At 57.6% G+C, this 14,493-nt stretch carries 13 protein-coding genes and 1 pseudogene; 5 read left to right on the forward strand and 9 right to left on the reverse strand.

The genetic code is table 11. The features are described 5' to 3' along the window. Positions 1 to 189 precede the first annotated feature (189 nt). From ACFR81_RS10775 to ACFR81_RS10785, 3 genes are all read right to left on the reverse strand, one after another. A complete protein-coding gene (locus tag ACFR81_RS10775; RefSeq protein ID WP_343876478.1) occupies positions 190 to 426 on the reverse strand; it encodes a helix-turn-helix domain-containing protein in 237 nt (78 codons plus the stop codon). A 116-nt stretch (positions 427 to 542) separates the two neighbouring features. After that, entirely contained in the window at positions 543 to 1,139 is a 597-nt protein-coding gene (locus ACFR81_RS10780) for a hypothetical protein (protein ID WP_145177611.1), read from the reverse strand. A gap of 325 nt (positions 1,140 to 1,464) precedes the next feature. Beyond that, positions 1,465 to 3,294 carry a glycoside hydrolase domain-containing protein gene (locus ACFR81_RS10785; protein WP_343876477.1) on the reverse strand — a complete coding sequence of 610 codons (1,830 nt, stop codon included), beginning with the start codon at positions 3,292 to 3,294 and terminating at the stop codon, positions 1,465 to 1,467. A gap of 637 nt (positions 3,295 to 3,931) precedes the next feature. On the opposite strand from ACFR81_RS10785, the gene cmtR reads away from it, so the two are divergent. Both cmtR and ACFR81_RS10795 read left to right on the forward strand, forming a co-directional pair. Then, positions 3,932 to 4,291, forward strand: a complete 360-nt coding sequence (cmtR, locus tag ACFR81_RS10790) for a Cd(II)/Pb(II)-sensing metalloregulatory transcriptional regulator CmtR (RefSeq protein WP_023024707.1) — start codon at positions 3,932 to 3,934, stop codon at positions 4,289 to 4,291. Then, on the forward strand, positions 4,292 to 4,888 hold the full coding sequence (locus ACFR81_RS10795) for a cadmium resistance transporter (protein WP_068170532.1): 597 nt from the start codon (positions 4,292 to 4,294) through the stop codon (positions 4,886 to 4,888). Positions 4,889 to 5,022: 134 nt separating this feature from the next. Here ACFR81_RS10795 and ACFR81_RS10800 read toward each other — a convergent pair whose 3' ends face one another. After that, complete coding sequence (locus ACFR81_RS10800; RefSeq protein WP_068170535.1) at positions 5,023 to 5,331, reverse strand: recombinase family protein; 309 nt, start codon at positions 5,329 to 5,331, stop codon at positions 5,023 to 5,025. A 169-nt stretch (positions 5,332 to 5,500) separates the two neighbouring features. On the opposite strand from ACFR81_RS10800, the pseudogene ACFR81_RS10805 reads away from it, so the two are divergent. Then, positions 5,501 to 5,956 (forward strand): annotated as a pseudogene (locus tag ACFR81_RS10805) (recombinase family protein); the annotation flags it as partial. A gap of 194 nt (positions 5,957 to 6,150) precedes the next feature. Here the strand turns inward: ACFR81_RS10805 and ACFR81_RS10810 are convergent. The 5 genes from ACFR81_RS10810 to ACFR81_RS10830 all read right to left on the reverse strand — a co-directional run bounded on the left by ACFR81_RS10810 (position 6,151) and on the right by ACFR81_RS10830 (position 11,480). Then, on the reverse strand, positions 6,151 to 6,858 hold the full coding sequence (locus ACFR81_RS10810) for a DUF305 domain-containing protein (protein ID WP_343876476.1): 708 nt from the start codon (positions 6,856 to 6,858) through the stop codon (positions 6,151 to 6,153). A gap of 48 nt (positions 6,859 to 6,906) precedes the next feature. Beyond that, positions 6,907 to 9,141: a copper-translocating P-type ATPase gene (locus tag ACFR81_RS10815; RefSeq protein WP_377148957.1), complete on the reverse strand. Its 2,235-nt coding sequence runs from the start codon at positions 9,139 to 9,141 to the stop codon at positions 6,907 to 6,909. A 51-nt stretch (positions 9,142 to 9,192) separates the two neighbouring features. Beyond that, positions 9,193 to 9,519 (reverse strand): heavy-metal-associated domain-containing protein, encoded by a 327-nt coding sequence (locus ACFR81_RS10820; protein WP_343876475.1) that lies wholly within the window; start codon positions 9,517 to 9,519, stop codon positions 9,193 to 9,195. A 114-nt stretch (positions 9,520 to 9,633) separates the two neighbouring features. Next, positions 9,634 to 10,761: a sensor histidine kinase gene (locus ACFR81_RS10825; RefSeq protein WP_343876474.1), complete on the reverse strand. Its 1,128-nt coding sequence runs from the start codon at positions 10,759 to 10,761 to the stop codon at positions 9,634 to 9,636. Continuing rightward, entirely contained in the window at positions 10,758 to 11,480 is a 723-nt protein-coding gene (locus tag ACFR81_RS10830) for a response regulator transcription factor (RefSeq protein ID WP_343876473.1), read from the reverse strand. Before ACFR81_RS10830 ends, ACFR81_RS10825 begins: the two co-directional genes overlap by 4 nt. Before the next feature lie 405 nt (positions 11,481 to 11,885). Here ACFR81_RS10830 and ACFR81_RS10835 point away from each other — a divergent pair, with 405 nt between their 5' ends. Next, positions 11,886 to 12,461 carry a CueP family metal-binding protein gene (locus tag ACFR81_RS10835; protein ID WP_145177632.1) on the forward strand — a complete coding sequence of 192 codons (576 nt, stop codon included), beginning with the start codon at positions 11,886 to 11,888 and terminating at the stop codon, positions 12,459 to 12,461. Positions 12,462 to 12,532: 71 nt separating this feature from the next. Beyond that, positions 12,533 to 14,080: a multicopper oxidase family protein gene (locus ACFR81_RS10840; RefSeq protein ID WP_343876472.1), complete on the forward strand. Its 1,548-nt coding sequence runs from the start codon at positions 12,533 to 12,535 to the stop codon at positions 14,078 to 14,080. The last annotated feature ends 413 nt before the right edge of the window (positions 14,081 to 14,493 follow it).

Raw genomic sequence — 14,493 nt, forward strand, 5'->3', positions numbered from 1 at the left:
TTTGCCTTCGGTGGGACCGTTGTCTAGTTGGTGGCGGGTTCCTGGTTTTTACCCCTTATGAATAAGCCTCTTTATATAATGAATGAATAATAATTTAAATAGGTAGAGGAATTCCGCCCGTAATCATATAACTGGCCCCAATTCCTGCTGCAAAGAATTGACCATCGGAGAGAGGGTTTTCTTCAAAGCTTATTCAAGAGTGATGATGGTCCGAGAGATGGTCGGCGGGGAGGTGTTGAACAGTTCCGCAAGGAGCTCTTCGGTTATGTTATTCCGATGATAGAGCAGAGTCGCTTTCTGAGCTTGAGGCAGGGTGAGTACTGTTGGGTTGCTGCCTGGCTTGCCCCAGGTGATGTGGTGGGTGAGGGCTGTGAGCAGCTTGGTAAATTGCTGGTGGATGAGGCCGGTTGTACGCTGGTGTGGCAATGGTCTTCTCTGGTTGGCTGAGTTTATTTAGTCGAAGATTTAACTCTCATTGTGCCACTGGTGGGGCCGATGTTTAGTTGGGGCCACCCTTTAGGAATAAGCCTCTGAGTTGGGAATTAATTAATTCTCACGTCTGCAAAGTTTCTCACCCTTACTTTTTCAGCAACTTCTAAAAACAGAGGGTCCTCAGGTGAGGCATTTATATAAAAGAGAGACTCATCTTTATTAGTCATATCCCCACCCCAAGAAACTATCCCTTCATAGTCTTTGAGTACTTCTTGAATTATCTTAATTTCATATGCAAAATAGGAGTCAATAGGCATAGAAGGTCGGATTTGAAGCGCAGTACCGGATGATAAATTAGAGTAAGGGGTTTGAATCGCCTCTTCGGTTTTAGCTTTCCATCCCGAAATTTCCCCGGGTTTAATATCTTTCACTCGGTAATGCATCTGACGCACCAAATCCGAAAGAATGATGTTCACATCCCCGATTCTCATCTCGCAACTGGAACTGATCCCTGAAATAACACATCTTTCAATGGATGAAACACCATCAGCTGGATTTTGCACGGGCCATCCATTGAGCGAAAATTCATAATTATCTTGATTTAACTGGCTCGCCTGAGCAGGGGGTTGAGAAGAAACAACTGGGCATATTGCAACAGTCAATGAACCCGCAATAAATTGTCTACGATCTAAATATTTAATAAACACTTGCAACACCTTTACAAATAAGAAAAATTGAGGGAGCTAGAAAAATTATATAAGCCAGTAGTTTTATGAATAAATTTCGATATATTTTATAAATTTTTCTATTGGCGATGTAAAAAACACTTACTGCCAAGAGGAGAGAGGGTAAGAAGAATACAAAAATATATAAAACAGGATTCTCTAACCTGTCGGACACATAGTAATTATTCAAAGGACCAATATATTCTATATAATACTGGACTAGTATAAAAGATGGAACAATGAGTAATAAGCTGGAAGCTATATTTCCTAATACCCAACCTAAAGAATATCTTATTTTCATTGCGAATTAGCCTCGGCAAAGAGTATTATAATTTTCCAGAACATCATAAACGCCTTTTACTTCTTTAGAGTACACTTCGGCCTTAGGTCCGACTCCGTTATAGCGTCCAATGAGCGCTTGAATATCCGCTGGCTTCATGGAGAGACTAGGTCTGGGAACACCAATATCGTTCGCATCCCAAAAATGCAAATATGCAGTACATTTAATATTAAAATCAATATCATCTTTTAATTTAAACCAAACAGTTCTTAAGTCTTTTACTGGATCGAACAAATTACCGTTTATTATTTTCTTAGATACACAATAATTCCACCCAGATATTGCTGAAGATGCAAAAATTTGTCCCCATCCGGTTGACGACTCACTTTTGGCACCCACGATGACTGCATCGTCAGCTGCGATATCAGTAGGATTCCACTTACGTGACTCCCAAAGAACCGGGGCTTGTATCAAGGCCTTTCTGATACCCAGCTCTCGAGCTAGATTTGTAATTAAAATATCCTTTGAGAGGATGCGGTTAAAGGCCATGGTGGTAGTCACTCCATCTAAAGTAGCCCAATCTCTGTCTGTCCAACCATCACCCCCAGTTTCAGGCACTCCAATGGATACTAGATATTTTTGTAAATCTTTTAGTAGCGCATCTTTATATAGTTTTTCGTTAAAGAAAACATCAAGTTTTGATGAAACAGAAGTTTGGTTATAGGTATTTTGCCCAATATCTCGACCTGAAGAGATATTCTTATCAATCTCAATCAAAGAGTCACCAGTTCCAACACTTACTGTATCAATCTGATCGAAAGCCCAGTTTGTGGGTAAAGGGTACCCTAAGTTACCTGAGAAGCCGCTTGACATATCACACACAAAGCTAGTCGAAGAGAGCCCTTCATCGAAAACTCTTTGGCAGACATTCCTGGCACCATATATGCCCACCTTGTAACCCGAACTTGAAAGAAGCGCATTATTGATTGCTCGGAAATACGGAAGAACATTAGAGGTGACTTCACCGTCTAAAGCATCATAATCAACCGAGAAGTAGATTATCGTTCCGTCTTTGAAACCAAATTTCTTAGCCCAGAAAGTTGCATCTTCAGCATTCTGAGCAGGGGTGAAGTAGTCTACAGAGTTATTAAAAGTCTGGTAGATAGGGAAACATCTCAAACCATTTGATGCAATCGTAGCAAGTTCCCCAGGTTGTATTTGCTTTTCTAAGAGATTCTTTGTAGAAGGATTGTACAGATAACGTCCTACATATCTATACCCTGCCGCATATAAAGCTTTAGCTCTGGCATCAGTAATTTTAGTAACGCCATCGCACGCAGAACCTGCTCTGCTCTGATCTCCATAGGAAACAAGCAAAGAGCTCCATGTGGCAAAATCAGCCTTACCCGTTGTGGGAAGCTTAGCGAATGTCTGGAATGCACTAACAGCTGTTGAGACCTCTGCTGTAAAAGATCCAAACGCTACACTTCGTTTATTGAGAATCATCGCTGCTGTGAACAGCTGAGCCCAGATACCAGTGCTGCCCACTTGAAGTACGTGACTTTTGAGAGAACTTTGGGTACCAGGGCCGAATACACCATTTGCTACCCCATCAGCCATTCCAGCCTCATATTGAATGGCGAACAGCATGCATTGCGCTACGGTTCGGGAGTGATAGCCTTCTGCCGGAATGATTTGAAAATCTCTTCTTTTAATATATCGTCCGTTCAACCACTGTTGAATTTGACGGATAGAAGGATTTCCCCCGGAGATTAAGACATAGGGATCCATGTTAAGTAACCCTTTAAATACTTTAGGCTCTATTCCTGATCCTGGCAGAGCGCTGGAGACACCCATGTCCTTCTTTAATTGAGTCACTGAAGCTTGGACGGTGGGGTTATACGTCCCGTCGATTTTTCCTCCGTCGTAACCTTTGCAGTAAAGACCTGATTGGATAATTTTGAGGATATTTTCGGGGGGGGTTTTGTACTTGCATTGATAACGGGAAACTTTGTTTGCAAAGTAGAAAGGGTCGTTGGGCCGAAGCCGTCGGATAAATTTGTGATTCCTAGTTCGTGTTGTAGTGCTCTCGTGAGAGCGTACATGACGGTCCAGCTGGTGTTTCCGTTTTCTGGGACAGCTGCGATTCCGAGCGTAGCTCCCTTGTTATAGGTGTATAGGTGGAATTGATGAATTGTTGTGCTTTTAGTACCATTGGGTCGCTCATTGAGTCTCCAGATTTTTAGATTGATTAGAGTTAACGATACGTGATGTAGGTCGTATGCGAGCTGATCTGAGATGATTAGTAGCTTAAACTTGTCGCACGTTGTCTGGGGATCAAATATATTGTGCTGAATTCGTATAGAAACGTTTATCAAAAACGAACGATTTCGACACAGGCAGTACCGAAGGGCGCTGGTTTGCCACGCATCACCGTCAAGCCGACGTTCGACCCTCGTTGCAACAGTTCAGCAGCTGCTGTATAGTTCAGTGTATGCTGACTATTGCTTCGCGCTTGGACGTGATGAACCGATTGGGTCGAGCGATGGCCGATCCCACCCGATCCCGTATTCTCCTGACCCTGCTGGGCGGCCCGGCCTACCCGGCCGCTCTCGCCCGGGAGTTGGAACTGACGCGGTCAAATGTGTCGAACCACCTCACTTGCCTACGGGACTGCGGAATTGTGGTCGCCGAACCTCAGGGGCGGAAGACCCGCTACGAGATCGTTGACGCCCATCTTGTCCAGGCGTTGAACTCACTGCTGGATACCACTCTGGCTGCCGACGAGAATGCCCCGTGTATTGATTCGGCATGTGACGTGCCCGGGTGCGCCACCGGAGAGGGGAACAGGTAAGTGGTAACTGGTCTCCTGGGGGCGGTTGGTCTGTTTATCGCCACCAATATCGACGACATCATCGTGCTCTCGCTGTTCTTCGCCCGTGGGGCCGGCCAAGCAGGGACCACACTTCGGATCCTGGCCGGGCAGTACCTTGGTTTCGCGGGCATCCTCGCAGCCACGATTCTGGTCACCCTAGGGGCGGATGCCTTCCTGCCCACCGAGGCGATCCCCTACTTCGGGCTAATCCCCCTGACCCTGGGGCTGTGGGCGGCCTGGCAAGCCTGGCGGGGAGACGATGACGACGACGATGACGCGAAAGTCAGCGGAAAGAACGTAAGCGTCTTGACCGTCGCCGGGGTGACCTTTGCCAACGGTGGCGACAATATCGGCGTCTATGTCCCGGTTTTTCTCAACGTGGATACCGCCACCGTTATCGTCTACTGCGTCGTCTTTCTGGTCCTGGTGGCGGGCCTGGTCCTGTTGGCGAAGTTCGTGGCCACCCGTCCGCCCATCGCGGAGATTCTCGAACGCTGGGAGCATGTGTTGTTCCCTATCGTCTTGATCGGCCTGGGTATCTTCATCCTCGTCAGCGGCGGCGCCTTCGGCCTTTAATAAACTCATCCTCCGTGCTGCTAGGGCCTCTCTAGGTTTCCTTACCGGCATCAACTGAACCGCCCATGAAGTTGTGAAAAGCCGCTGCCGCAGGGACTCGACCACGTTAGCGCGACAGAAATTCTAAAACTACCCTATTGGGGTGTACACGCTGCTACAGCTTGAGGAGCATCTGACCGGTCGAGCGTGTGGACGACAATGACATCGCCTTCACGGGCCTGATCCAGTGCCTTGTGCAGTCCGGGGCGGTTGGTGGTGGATCCGGATTTCTTATCAACGTAAATGTATTTGCTGGCAATACCTTCCTGGCGCAGAGCGTCGATTTGTCGGTCAAGGTCCTGTTTCGCGGTCGACACCCGGGCGTAGCCAACCTTTTCGCCAGACACACCCTCGGGCTGTTCGGAAATATCTAGAGGCAGCGACACATCTGTTCGTTTATCCATAAACCCACCCTAGCGAACAGGCGTTTTTGTAGTTCACAATATGTTCGTTTGGGGTGTTGTCAGAGTCAAAAGTCGTTGGCACAGATTCCGAGAGTCATCCTGTCGCAATGCCCGGTTATGTGGACTTCGAGGGGTCCTTCTGCCGCGTAGGTAATACCCCAGTTTCTTTGCGCAGCGCCCGGCGTTAGATAAAGCACTGACCGCACTGCATCCGGGTGACACGCTCGTGATCACCACTTTGGATCGGCTCGGGCGCTCCACCCAGAAAATGCTCGAACTGGCCGAGGAACTACGAGATCGCAATATCGGTTTGCGCGTGCTCAACCTGGGTGGTGGTGATGTGGATACTAAAACACCCATGGGCGCCATGGTCTTCACCGTCATGGCCGCACTCGCGCAGATGGAACTGGAGATCAAGCGCGAACGCATCAATGACTCCGTCACCAAACGCCGCACCACCGGTGGCGATCTCGGTGGCCGGCGACCCACCTTCACCGAATCCCAAATCCGCACCGCATCCAAACTCATCAAAGCAGGCGAACCTGCAACCCAAGTTGCCAAGGATATGGGGATGTCCCGTGCGACGCTCTACCGAAGAATCAAAGACGCGGATTCTTCTTTATAGTCCTAGTCCTCCAAGGGTCTGGACACAGGAGCTTTCCCCTTTCCTCAGCGGTGCGACCAGAGGGAGAAGAAACATCCACCCCGGTGCACCCGCTGCGGTGACAACGACCCATCGCCCGCAGCAGGTGGCAATCGTCACGGTTATCCCTCTTTTTCAGATTCCAGTCCTCGGGATCAGAAAAAGACGGGCACCTGTCATAGGTCAGTGAGCATCTGCTGCATCTGAGCGATCTCGACCTCCTGGTCGTTGATAACTTGTTCGGCCAGGGTGATCGCATGGGGATTCTGGCCGTCAGCAACCTCGTCACGGGCCATGTCAACCGCACCTTCGTGGTGGGCGGTCATCTGCTCCAGGTAGAGGCGGGCAGCCTCGGTGCCCTGGGCTTCCTCAAGGGCTGTCATGTCCTCCTGGCTCATCATCCCGCTCATGCCACCCATCTCGCCGTGATCCATGCCACCCATCTCGCCGTGATCCATGCCACCCATCTCGCCGTGATCCATGCCCCCAGAGTCGGTGACCGGCCGCTGCCCCCAGGCCTCGAGCATGGCGTTCATCCGATCAATCTCCGGTCCCTGGGCGTCAATAACCCCCTGGGCAAACTCCACGACCTGGGCGGGGATACCCTCCTTGGCCAGGAGCATCTCACTCATCTCCACGGCCTGCTGGTGATGGGGGATCATCATCTGGGCAAACATGATGTCCGCGTCGTTGTGATCGGCGGAGATCTCCCCGTCCGCCTCAGTCGTCGCCGTGGTGGCCGAGGTCGTCTCAGGGGTAGTCGTCGCAGTGCTGGTGGCCGAGGTGGTGGCGTCGGTGTTGCCTGACTCGGTGGCCTCACCGCAGGCGGCCAGCGCCAGGGTGGAGGCCACGGCGAGAGTGGAAAGAACAAGGGTGCGCTTCATGGTGGAGCCTTTCAGGGTCATATGGGGGCAGTGGAGAGAAGTGGTGGATCAGTGGACGGCGGTGGATGCCGGAGTAGGCGTGGCGTGTTCCTCTTTCGACTCGGTCGGAGCCAGGTGAGCCGGATCCAGATCAATGCGGCGTAACAGCTGGGCGTTCAGGGCCACCACGATGGTCGAGGCAGACATCAAGATCGCGCCCACGGCCGGGGACAGCACGAACCCGATCGAGGCAAGCATTCCGGCGGCCAACGGCACGGCGAGGATGTTGTAGCCAGAGGCCCAGATCAGGTTCTGGATCATCTTGCGGTAGCTGGCCTGGGACAGCTCAATCATCGACAGCACTGCCCGCGGGTCATCACTGGCTAGGACCACCCCGGCAGATTCCATGGCCACATCCGTGCCGGCACCGATGGCGATACCGACGTCCGCGCGGGTCAGAGCGGGGGCGTCATTGACACCGTCACCGACCATGGCCACGCTCAAACCCCGGTCCTGCAGCTGCGTGACCTTGGTGTCTTTGTCCTGGGGCAGGACCTCGGCGAAGACCTCATCAATGCCTAGGTCCTGACCGACGGCGTGGGCCACCTGCTGCGCGTCGCCGGTGATCATCGCGACCTTCACCCCGCGGTCCTGCAGAGCTTTCACGGTGGCGCGGGATTCGGGGCGGATCTTGTCCTCGACGGCCACCGCACCGATGATTTGACCGTCGCGGACAATATGGAGCACACCGGCCCCACGCCCGGTCCAGGCGCTGGTGGTGTCGGTGAGCTCGGCCGGGGTGGTGAGGTTGAACTCGCGCAGCATGTTCGGCCCGCCCACGAGGATCTCAGCGCCATCGACAGTGGCCCGGACCCCCCGGCCGGAGGCGGCGCTGAAACCAGTTGCACGGATTTGCCGCCGGGAGGCCTCGGGATGGGCGGCCGCGGCCGCCACGATGGCGCGGGCCACGGGGTGCTCGCTGTCGGCCTCCACGGCGGCGGCCAGGGCCAGCAGCTCGCCCTCGGTGACGCCGACAGCTGCTGCGACACCGGTGACCGCGTGCGCACCCTCGGTCAGGGTGCCGGTTTTGTCGAAGAGCACCACGTCGATGGTGCGCATCCGCTCGAGCGCCATCCGGTCCTTGATGAGCACCCCGGATTTCGCGGCCCGCTCGCTGGAGATCGCAATGACCAGCGGAATCGCCAGGCCCAGGGCATGCGGGCAGGCGATGACCAGCACCGTGACCGTGCGCACCACGGCATCGTCCGGGCTGCCGATAATGGTCCACACCACCGCGGTGATCAGAGCGGAGATCAGCGCGAACCAGAACAACAACGCCGCCGCCCGATCCGCCAGGGCCTGGGCCCGGGAGGAGGACTCCTGGGCGTCAGCAACCATGCGTTGGATCCCAGCCAGGGCGGTGTCCCCGCCGGTAGCCTCCACCCGGATGCGGACGGTGTTGTCGGTGGCCACGGTACCGGCGACCACCTTGTCACCGGTGTCGCGGAAGACGGGACGGGATTCGCCGGTGATCATTGCCTCATCGAATTCGGCGGCTCCGTCGAGGATGATTCCGTCGGCCGGCACCCGGGCACCGGCCCTCACCAGCACGACGTCGTCGACGACCAGCTCGGAGATGGCCACGGTGCGGGTGGTCCCGTCGATGACTTTCTCGGCCTCATCCGGCAGCAGGGCAGCCAGCGCGTCAAGCGCGGAGGACGCGGCCCCGAGAGCGCGCATCTCCAGCCAGTGGCCCAGCAGCATGATGGTCACCAGCAGGGCCAGCTCCCACCAGAAGTCCAGCTCAAAACCGCCCAGCCCCAGAGTGGTGACCCAGGAGGCGACAAACGCCACGGTGATGGCCATGGCGATCAGGAGCATCATCCCGGGTTGGCGGGATTTCAGTTCTTTCCATCCGCCCTTGAGGAAAGGCGTTCCGCCGTAGACGAAGATAATCGTGCCCAGCACCGGGGGGATCCAGGTGGATCCGGGGAATGCCGGGAGGTGGTAGCCGAGCAGGTGGGCGACCATGGGGCTGAAAATAACGACGGGAATGGACAGAATCAGCGACCACCAGAAGCGGTCCCGAAACATTGCGGTGCTGTGTCCGGCGTGTTCGCCGTGACCATGAACGTGGTGGTCGTCGTCCAGGGCGGAGTGCGGGTGACCGTGGGGCATCGCCTGGCCGTGGGTGTCGGCATCTGCGTGGTGTTCGTGGCTGGCATGATCCGGGTGTTGGGTGTGGTCTGTTTCCGGAGCGGGGTGATCACCATGATGATCACCGGAATGGTGGGGAGTGCTCATGACGTTCCTTTCGCTCAACCCGGTCGGGGTCGAGATGATGGGTAAAACTGATCAGGATAAGACGGTGTAGCCGGCCTCCTCGATAGCCCGGCGAACCATCTCCGGAGGTACGACACCGGTGACCGTGACGGTGGAAACACCACCAGCAGCGAGATCAACCTGGACGTCGTCGACCTCGGGGAGGGCCTGAAGGGCCTGGGTCACGCTTTTCGCGCAGTGCCCGCAGGTCAGGCCGGTGACCTGGTAGCTAGGGGAGGACCCTCCTGCTGATGAGTCGCTGGCGGCAGGGATGGAGGCGGTGTCGGTACGTGAGGCAGATCCGCAACAGCTGCAGCTGTGGGAGGCCATCGGCAAGAGGCGGGACGGGGAGGTGATCATGGGAAAGCTCCTACGGGTCGGTGGGATTCGGCGATGCTACTCCCTAGTATATACCCCAGGGGGGTATATTGGGAAGGGGTGGAGGGCACGGCCCTCACGCGGGGCAGGGTGCGGTCACCGAGCAGCCTCCTCACTGTCGGGAGGGGACAGCGGGAGGCAGAGGGTAAACACCGCTCCGCGACCGGGTCCGGGGGAGGTGGCGGTGAGAGTGCCGCCGTGGGCCTCGATCAATGCCTTGGAGATGGTCAGACCGATACCGGCCCCGCCGTTGTCCCGGCTGCGGGCGGCATCCCCCCGGTAGAAGCGTTCGAAGATGTGTCCGAGCTGGCCAGGTGGGATGCCCTCGCCGTCATCGGCGACGTGGATGAGCGCGGTGGACGCCCCCTGTCGGTGGACGCTGATCCGGACCTGCCCGCCGGCCGGGGTGTGCCGTAGCGCGTTCGACAGGAGATTGCTCATCACCTGGCCGAAGCGTTGCCGGTCCACGAGCACCCGGACGGTGTCCGTAATGGTCTCGACCTGTAAATCGACGCCTTTGTCAGCATAAGCTTCCCCCGCGGCAGCAGCGGCGGTATGGAGCAGATCCCCGAGCCCTTCCTCCGCCAGGTCCAAATCGATCCGGTGTTCCTGGGCCCGGGAGACATCGTCGATGTCTTCCATCAACCGGGTCAGGCGGGCGAGTTGGTCAGCCATGATCGTGTGGGTGGAATTATTCCAGTCCGCAACCCCGTCCTGGAGACCATCGAGGTAGACCGTGAGCACCGATAAAGGGGTGCCCATTTCGTGAGCCAGATCAGAGAGCATCTGGCGGCGGACCTGTTCGGTGTGTTCCAGCCGGTCGGCCATGGTGTTGAAGGCATGCGCCAGGGTGGTGACCTCGGGGCCTGCTTCTCCGGCGGGCACACGGATACGGTAGTTGCCGGCCGTCAGGCTGGTAGCGGCGCGGGTGAGATCCTGCAGGGGGGTGCGCAGGCGACGCGATAACCACAGGCTGGCCAACAGGGCGCTGATCAAGGCGGTGGGCAGGGCGACGGCCAGGGTAATCAGGTTGGCGTCCCGGTAGGCCTGCTCGGCATGGAACAGCTCCAGCGAGGAGTCCTCCCGGCCGGTCATCAACATATGATCATGGAACAGGGTCGGGCCCACCATCGTGGCCACGGCCGCGGCCACCAGCAGGCTAATCACCACGACCAACACCTGGGCGGCCAGGAAGCGGAAGGTCAGGCCGGGTCCATGATTCATGGCTGCCCCACCCGGTAGCCCACGCCACGCACAGTGTCGATAAACCCCCGGCCCCGGGCGTCGGTGCCGAGCTTGCGACGCAAGTTGCCGATGTGGACATCGACGATGCGTTCATCACCGACCCAGGTGGTGTCCCAGACCTCGGTGACCAGGTCGTGGCGGGTCAGCACCTGGCCGGGGCGCAGAGCCAGGGCAACCAGCAGCTCGAACTCCGTGCGGGTGAGCTCCACGGTCGTCTCCCCCACCCGCACCTGATGGGCGACGGGGTCAAGGATGAGGTCACCAACGATCAAGGGGGTGGTCACCTGCGGTGGGGTGGTGCTGGTGCGCGGGCGGCGCAGCACCGCATGCACCCGGGTCACCAGTTCCCGGATGCTAAAAGGTTTGGTGATGTAGTCATCCGCCCCCAGGGTCAAACCGCTGATCTTGTCGTCCTCGCTGCCACGCGCGGTGAGCATGAGGATGTAGCAGTCCGAGAAGGTGCGGATCCGTCGGCACACCTCCAGGCCGTCGAGTTCGGGTAGCCCCAGATCCAGCACCACAACATCGGGGGAAAAGTGACGGGCCTCGTCCAAGACCTGGGTGCCGGTGTGCGCCTGGCGGGTATCGAAGCCGGCCCGGATGAGGTAGGAGGCCACCATCTGAGCCAGGGGTTGTTCATCATCGACGACCAGCACCCGCCCCGGGGGCGTGGCAGTGGTCGGTGTGTAGTCAGCCATAGACCCCAGTATCGCTCCGACCAGGGGGGAATACCACCCTCGCTCAGTGCCCGGCGGGGAAATCTTCATCAAATCTTCAAACATCACCCTTCGACCGCCGTCACCCCTGTGCCCCACCCCGGGCCGGCGGCATCGCCTCCACTGGTCGGTTCAGCAGGCGCCACCAGGGATTTCACTGCCTGCACCGCATACCCGGGGCGGGTAGAAGGACATCGCCCACGGCTGTGGGGTGGTGACCCAGTGGTGACCCAGCTCACCGAATTCACCCCCTTTTCGCCCTGTCATAGTGCTGTGAGCAGGGTTTTTGATTTCTAGTCCGTCAGGCACCCGTGTTAGATATAAGGTATGGCATCGACCTTGAGGCGGTGTCTTCTCACGGTCTTACCACGATCCAAGGAGATTGACGTGAAACGAGCAGCGATCGCAGCCGCCGCCCTTGCCCTCGCCCTCACGGGGTGTTCGGCCGCCGACCCGGAACCCACCGCCGACGGGACGGTGTCCCAGGATACATTCCTGACTACCCATGGCCTGGGCGCCATGGACGCGGTGGAGATCATTGATCACCTCGACCGGCAGAAGGTCACTGAGCGTCCCACGGATCTGATCGCCTCAGTGCGTGCCGATGAACTGCTGCTCTCGAGCGATGACCAGGAAGTCGTGGTCGATCTTCCCGACAATCAGACGTATGTCTCGATCGCACCCTATCTCACCTCCACCCACGACTGCTTCTACCACAGCCTCACGACCTGCCTGGGGGAACTCGACAATGAGGATATCCAGGTCACGATCACTGATGAGGCGACCGGTGAGGTGCTGGTGGACGAGGCGACAACCACCTTCGACAATGGGTTTATTGGCTTCTGGCTTCCTGATGATACCACCGGCCTGATTGAGGTCAGCTACCAGGGGCGTACCGGCACCACGGAGTTTTCCACCACCGACGACGGTGCCACCTGTGTCACAGACCTGCGCCTGACGTGATGGCTCAGCAGAGTCCTCACCTGCGCCTGTCTCCCGTATCACTGAAATCTTGCACCAAGAAAGGTTAAATCATGACAAACGCGTCTTCCCGACGACAGTTTCTGCTCGGCGGGCTCGTCCTCGCCGGCACCGGGGCCCTGACCGCCTGCACCAGCAACCCTGGACCCGCTGCCTCGGCATCAGGTTCCTCCCTTCGCCCCACTCCCACCCCCACTGCGCTCGGTGAGCCGACGGTGCGCCGGACACTGACCGCCCGGCCCCTCTCCCTGGATATCGGCGGCATCGAAGCCAAGACGTGGGGGTACGTCTCTGACACCGGGGATGCGGCCATTGAGGCCACCGCCGGCGACATCCTCCAGGTCGATATCACCAATGAACTGCCTGAGAGCACCTCTATCCACTGGCATGGCATCGCACTCCACAACGCAGCCGACGGTGTGCCCGGCATGACCCAGGACCCCATTGAACCTGGCGAGTCTTTCTCCTATGTTTTTGAAGTCCCCCACGGTGGCACCTACTTCTACCATTCCCACACCGGCCTGCAGCTTGATCGCGGCCTCCACGCCCCACTGATTATCCGTGACCCGCAAGACGCTGAGGACCAGGACGTCGAGTGGACCATCGTGCTCGACGACTGGGTCGATGGCATTCAGGGCACTCCCGACGATGAGCTCGACAAGCTCACCGGAATGGGTTCGGGCGACCATAACGGGGGGATGGAAATGGGCGACCATAACGGGGGGATGGAAATGGGCGACCATAACGGGGGGATGGAAATGGGCGACCATAACGGGGGGATGGAAATGGGCGACCACGGCACCCCGGACCGCGTACTGGGCGGGGATGCCGGCGATGTGATGTATCCGCACTACCTCATCAACGGACGTATCCCCCGTGCTCACCGGACCTTCGAGGCTCGCCCAGGCGACAAGGCCCGCCTGCGGTTTATCAACTCCGGCGGTGACACCATCTTCAAGGTGGCCCTCGGTGGTCACCGCATGACCGTCACCCACACCGACGGCTTCCCTGTCCAGCCCTGGGAGACCGAATCGATCTACCTGTCCATGGGCGAGCGTGTCGACGTCGAGGTCATCCTCGGCGACGGCGTCTTCCCGCTCACGGCTTTGGCGGTGGGTAAGGACGACCGCGCCTTCGCCGTCATCCGCACCGCCGGCGGCCAGGCCCCCCGCCCCGATGTCGACTTCCCCGAGCTGTCGTCCACCGGACTGCTTCTGTCCTCCCTGAAGCCAGCAGACCGTGCACTCCTGCCCGAGGGCACACCAGACCGAGAAGTCAGCATCGACCTGGGCGGGCAGATGATGCCGTATGAATGGAGCATTCTCACCGACGGCCAATCCTCCCCCGCGACCGTGCAGGAGGGCCAGCGCCTGCGGATGGTCATGCGCAACAGGACCATGATGCCCCATCCCATGCACATCCACGGCCACACGTGGGCGCTGCCCGGCAGCGGCGGGCTACGCAAGGACACCGTCCTTCTCCGCGGGGGTGAAACCATAATCGCCGACCTGATCGCTGAGAACCCCGGTGAGTGGGCATTTCACTGCCATAACGCCTATCACATGGAAACCGGGATGTTCAGCTCGCTTCGCTACAAGTAACCCCCACAGCAGGGTTGAGTACCGAGGTGGGCAGAGTCGCTGCAGACCACCCACCGGGCAGCATGATGACCTTCCTCGGTGTTGTGGTCCTCCGGGACAACCAGAACACCGTCTTCTTCCCCACCGCCCGGCCGCGGTGTTCCTGAGGGAGGTCACCGCCGATGACATCCTTGATGTCGCCCTGCCGCTGGCCGAGGAGGCACCAGCATCATGACCGTTGATGTGATGGCGCAGTTGGCGATCGGCTAGCAGTTCGCCGACGCCGCGGCCACCGGGTCACTGATGATCGGCATCCTGGCTGCGGCAGCTGCAGGTCTGATCTCGTTCGCTTCCCCGTGCATCGGGTGCTGTTGCAAAGTTGGGCGGAGAGCAGCGAAGACTCAGTTTCTCATTCCCTGATCGCCGCTGCGTGT

The organism is Rothia amarae (genome assembly GCF_042677725.1).
In the GTDB taxonomy this organism is placed as follows: Bacteria; Actinomycetota; Actinomycetes; order Actinomycetales; family Micrococcaceae; genus Rothia; species Rothia amarae.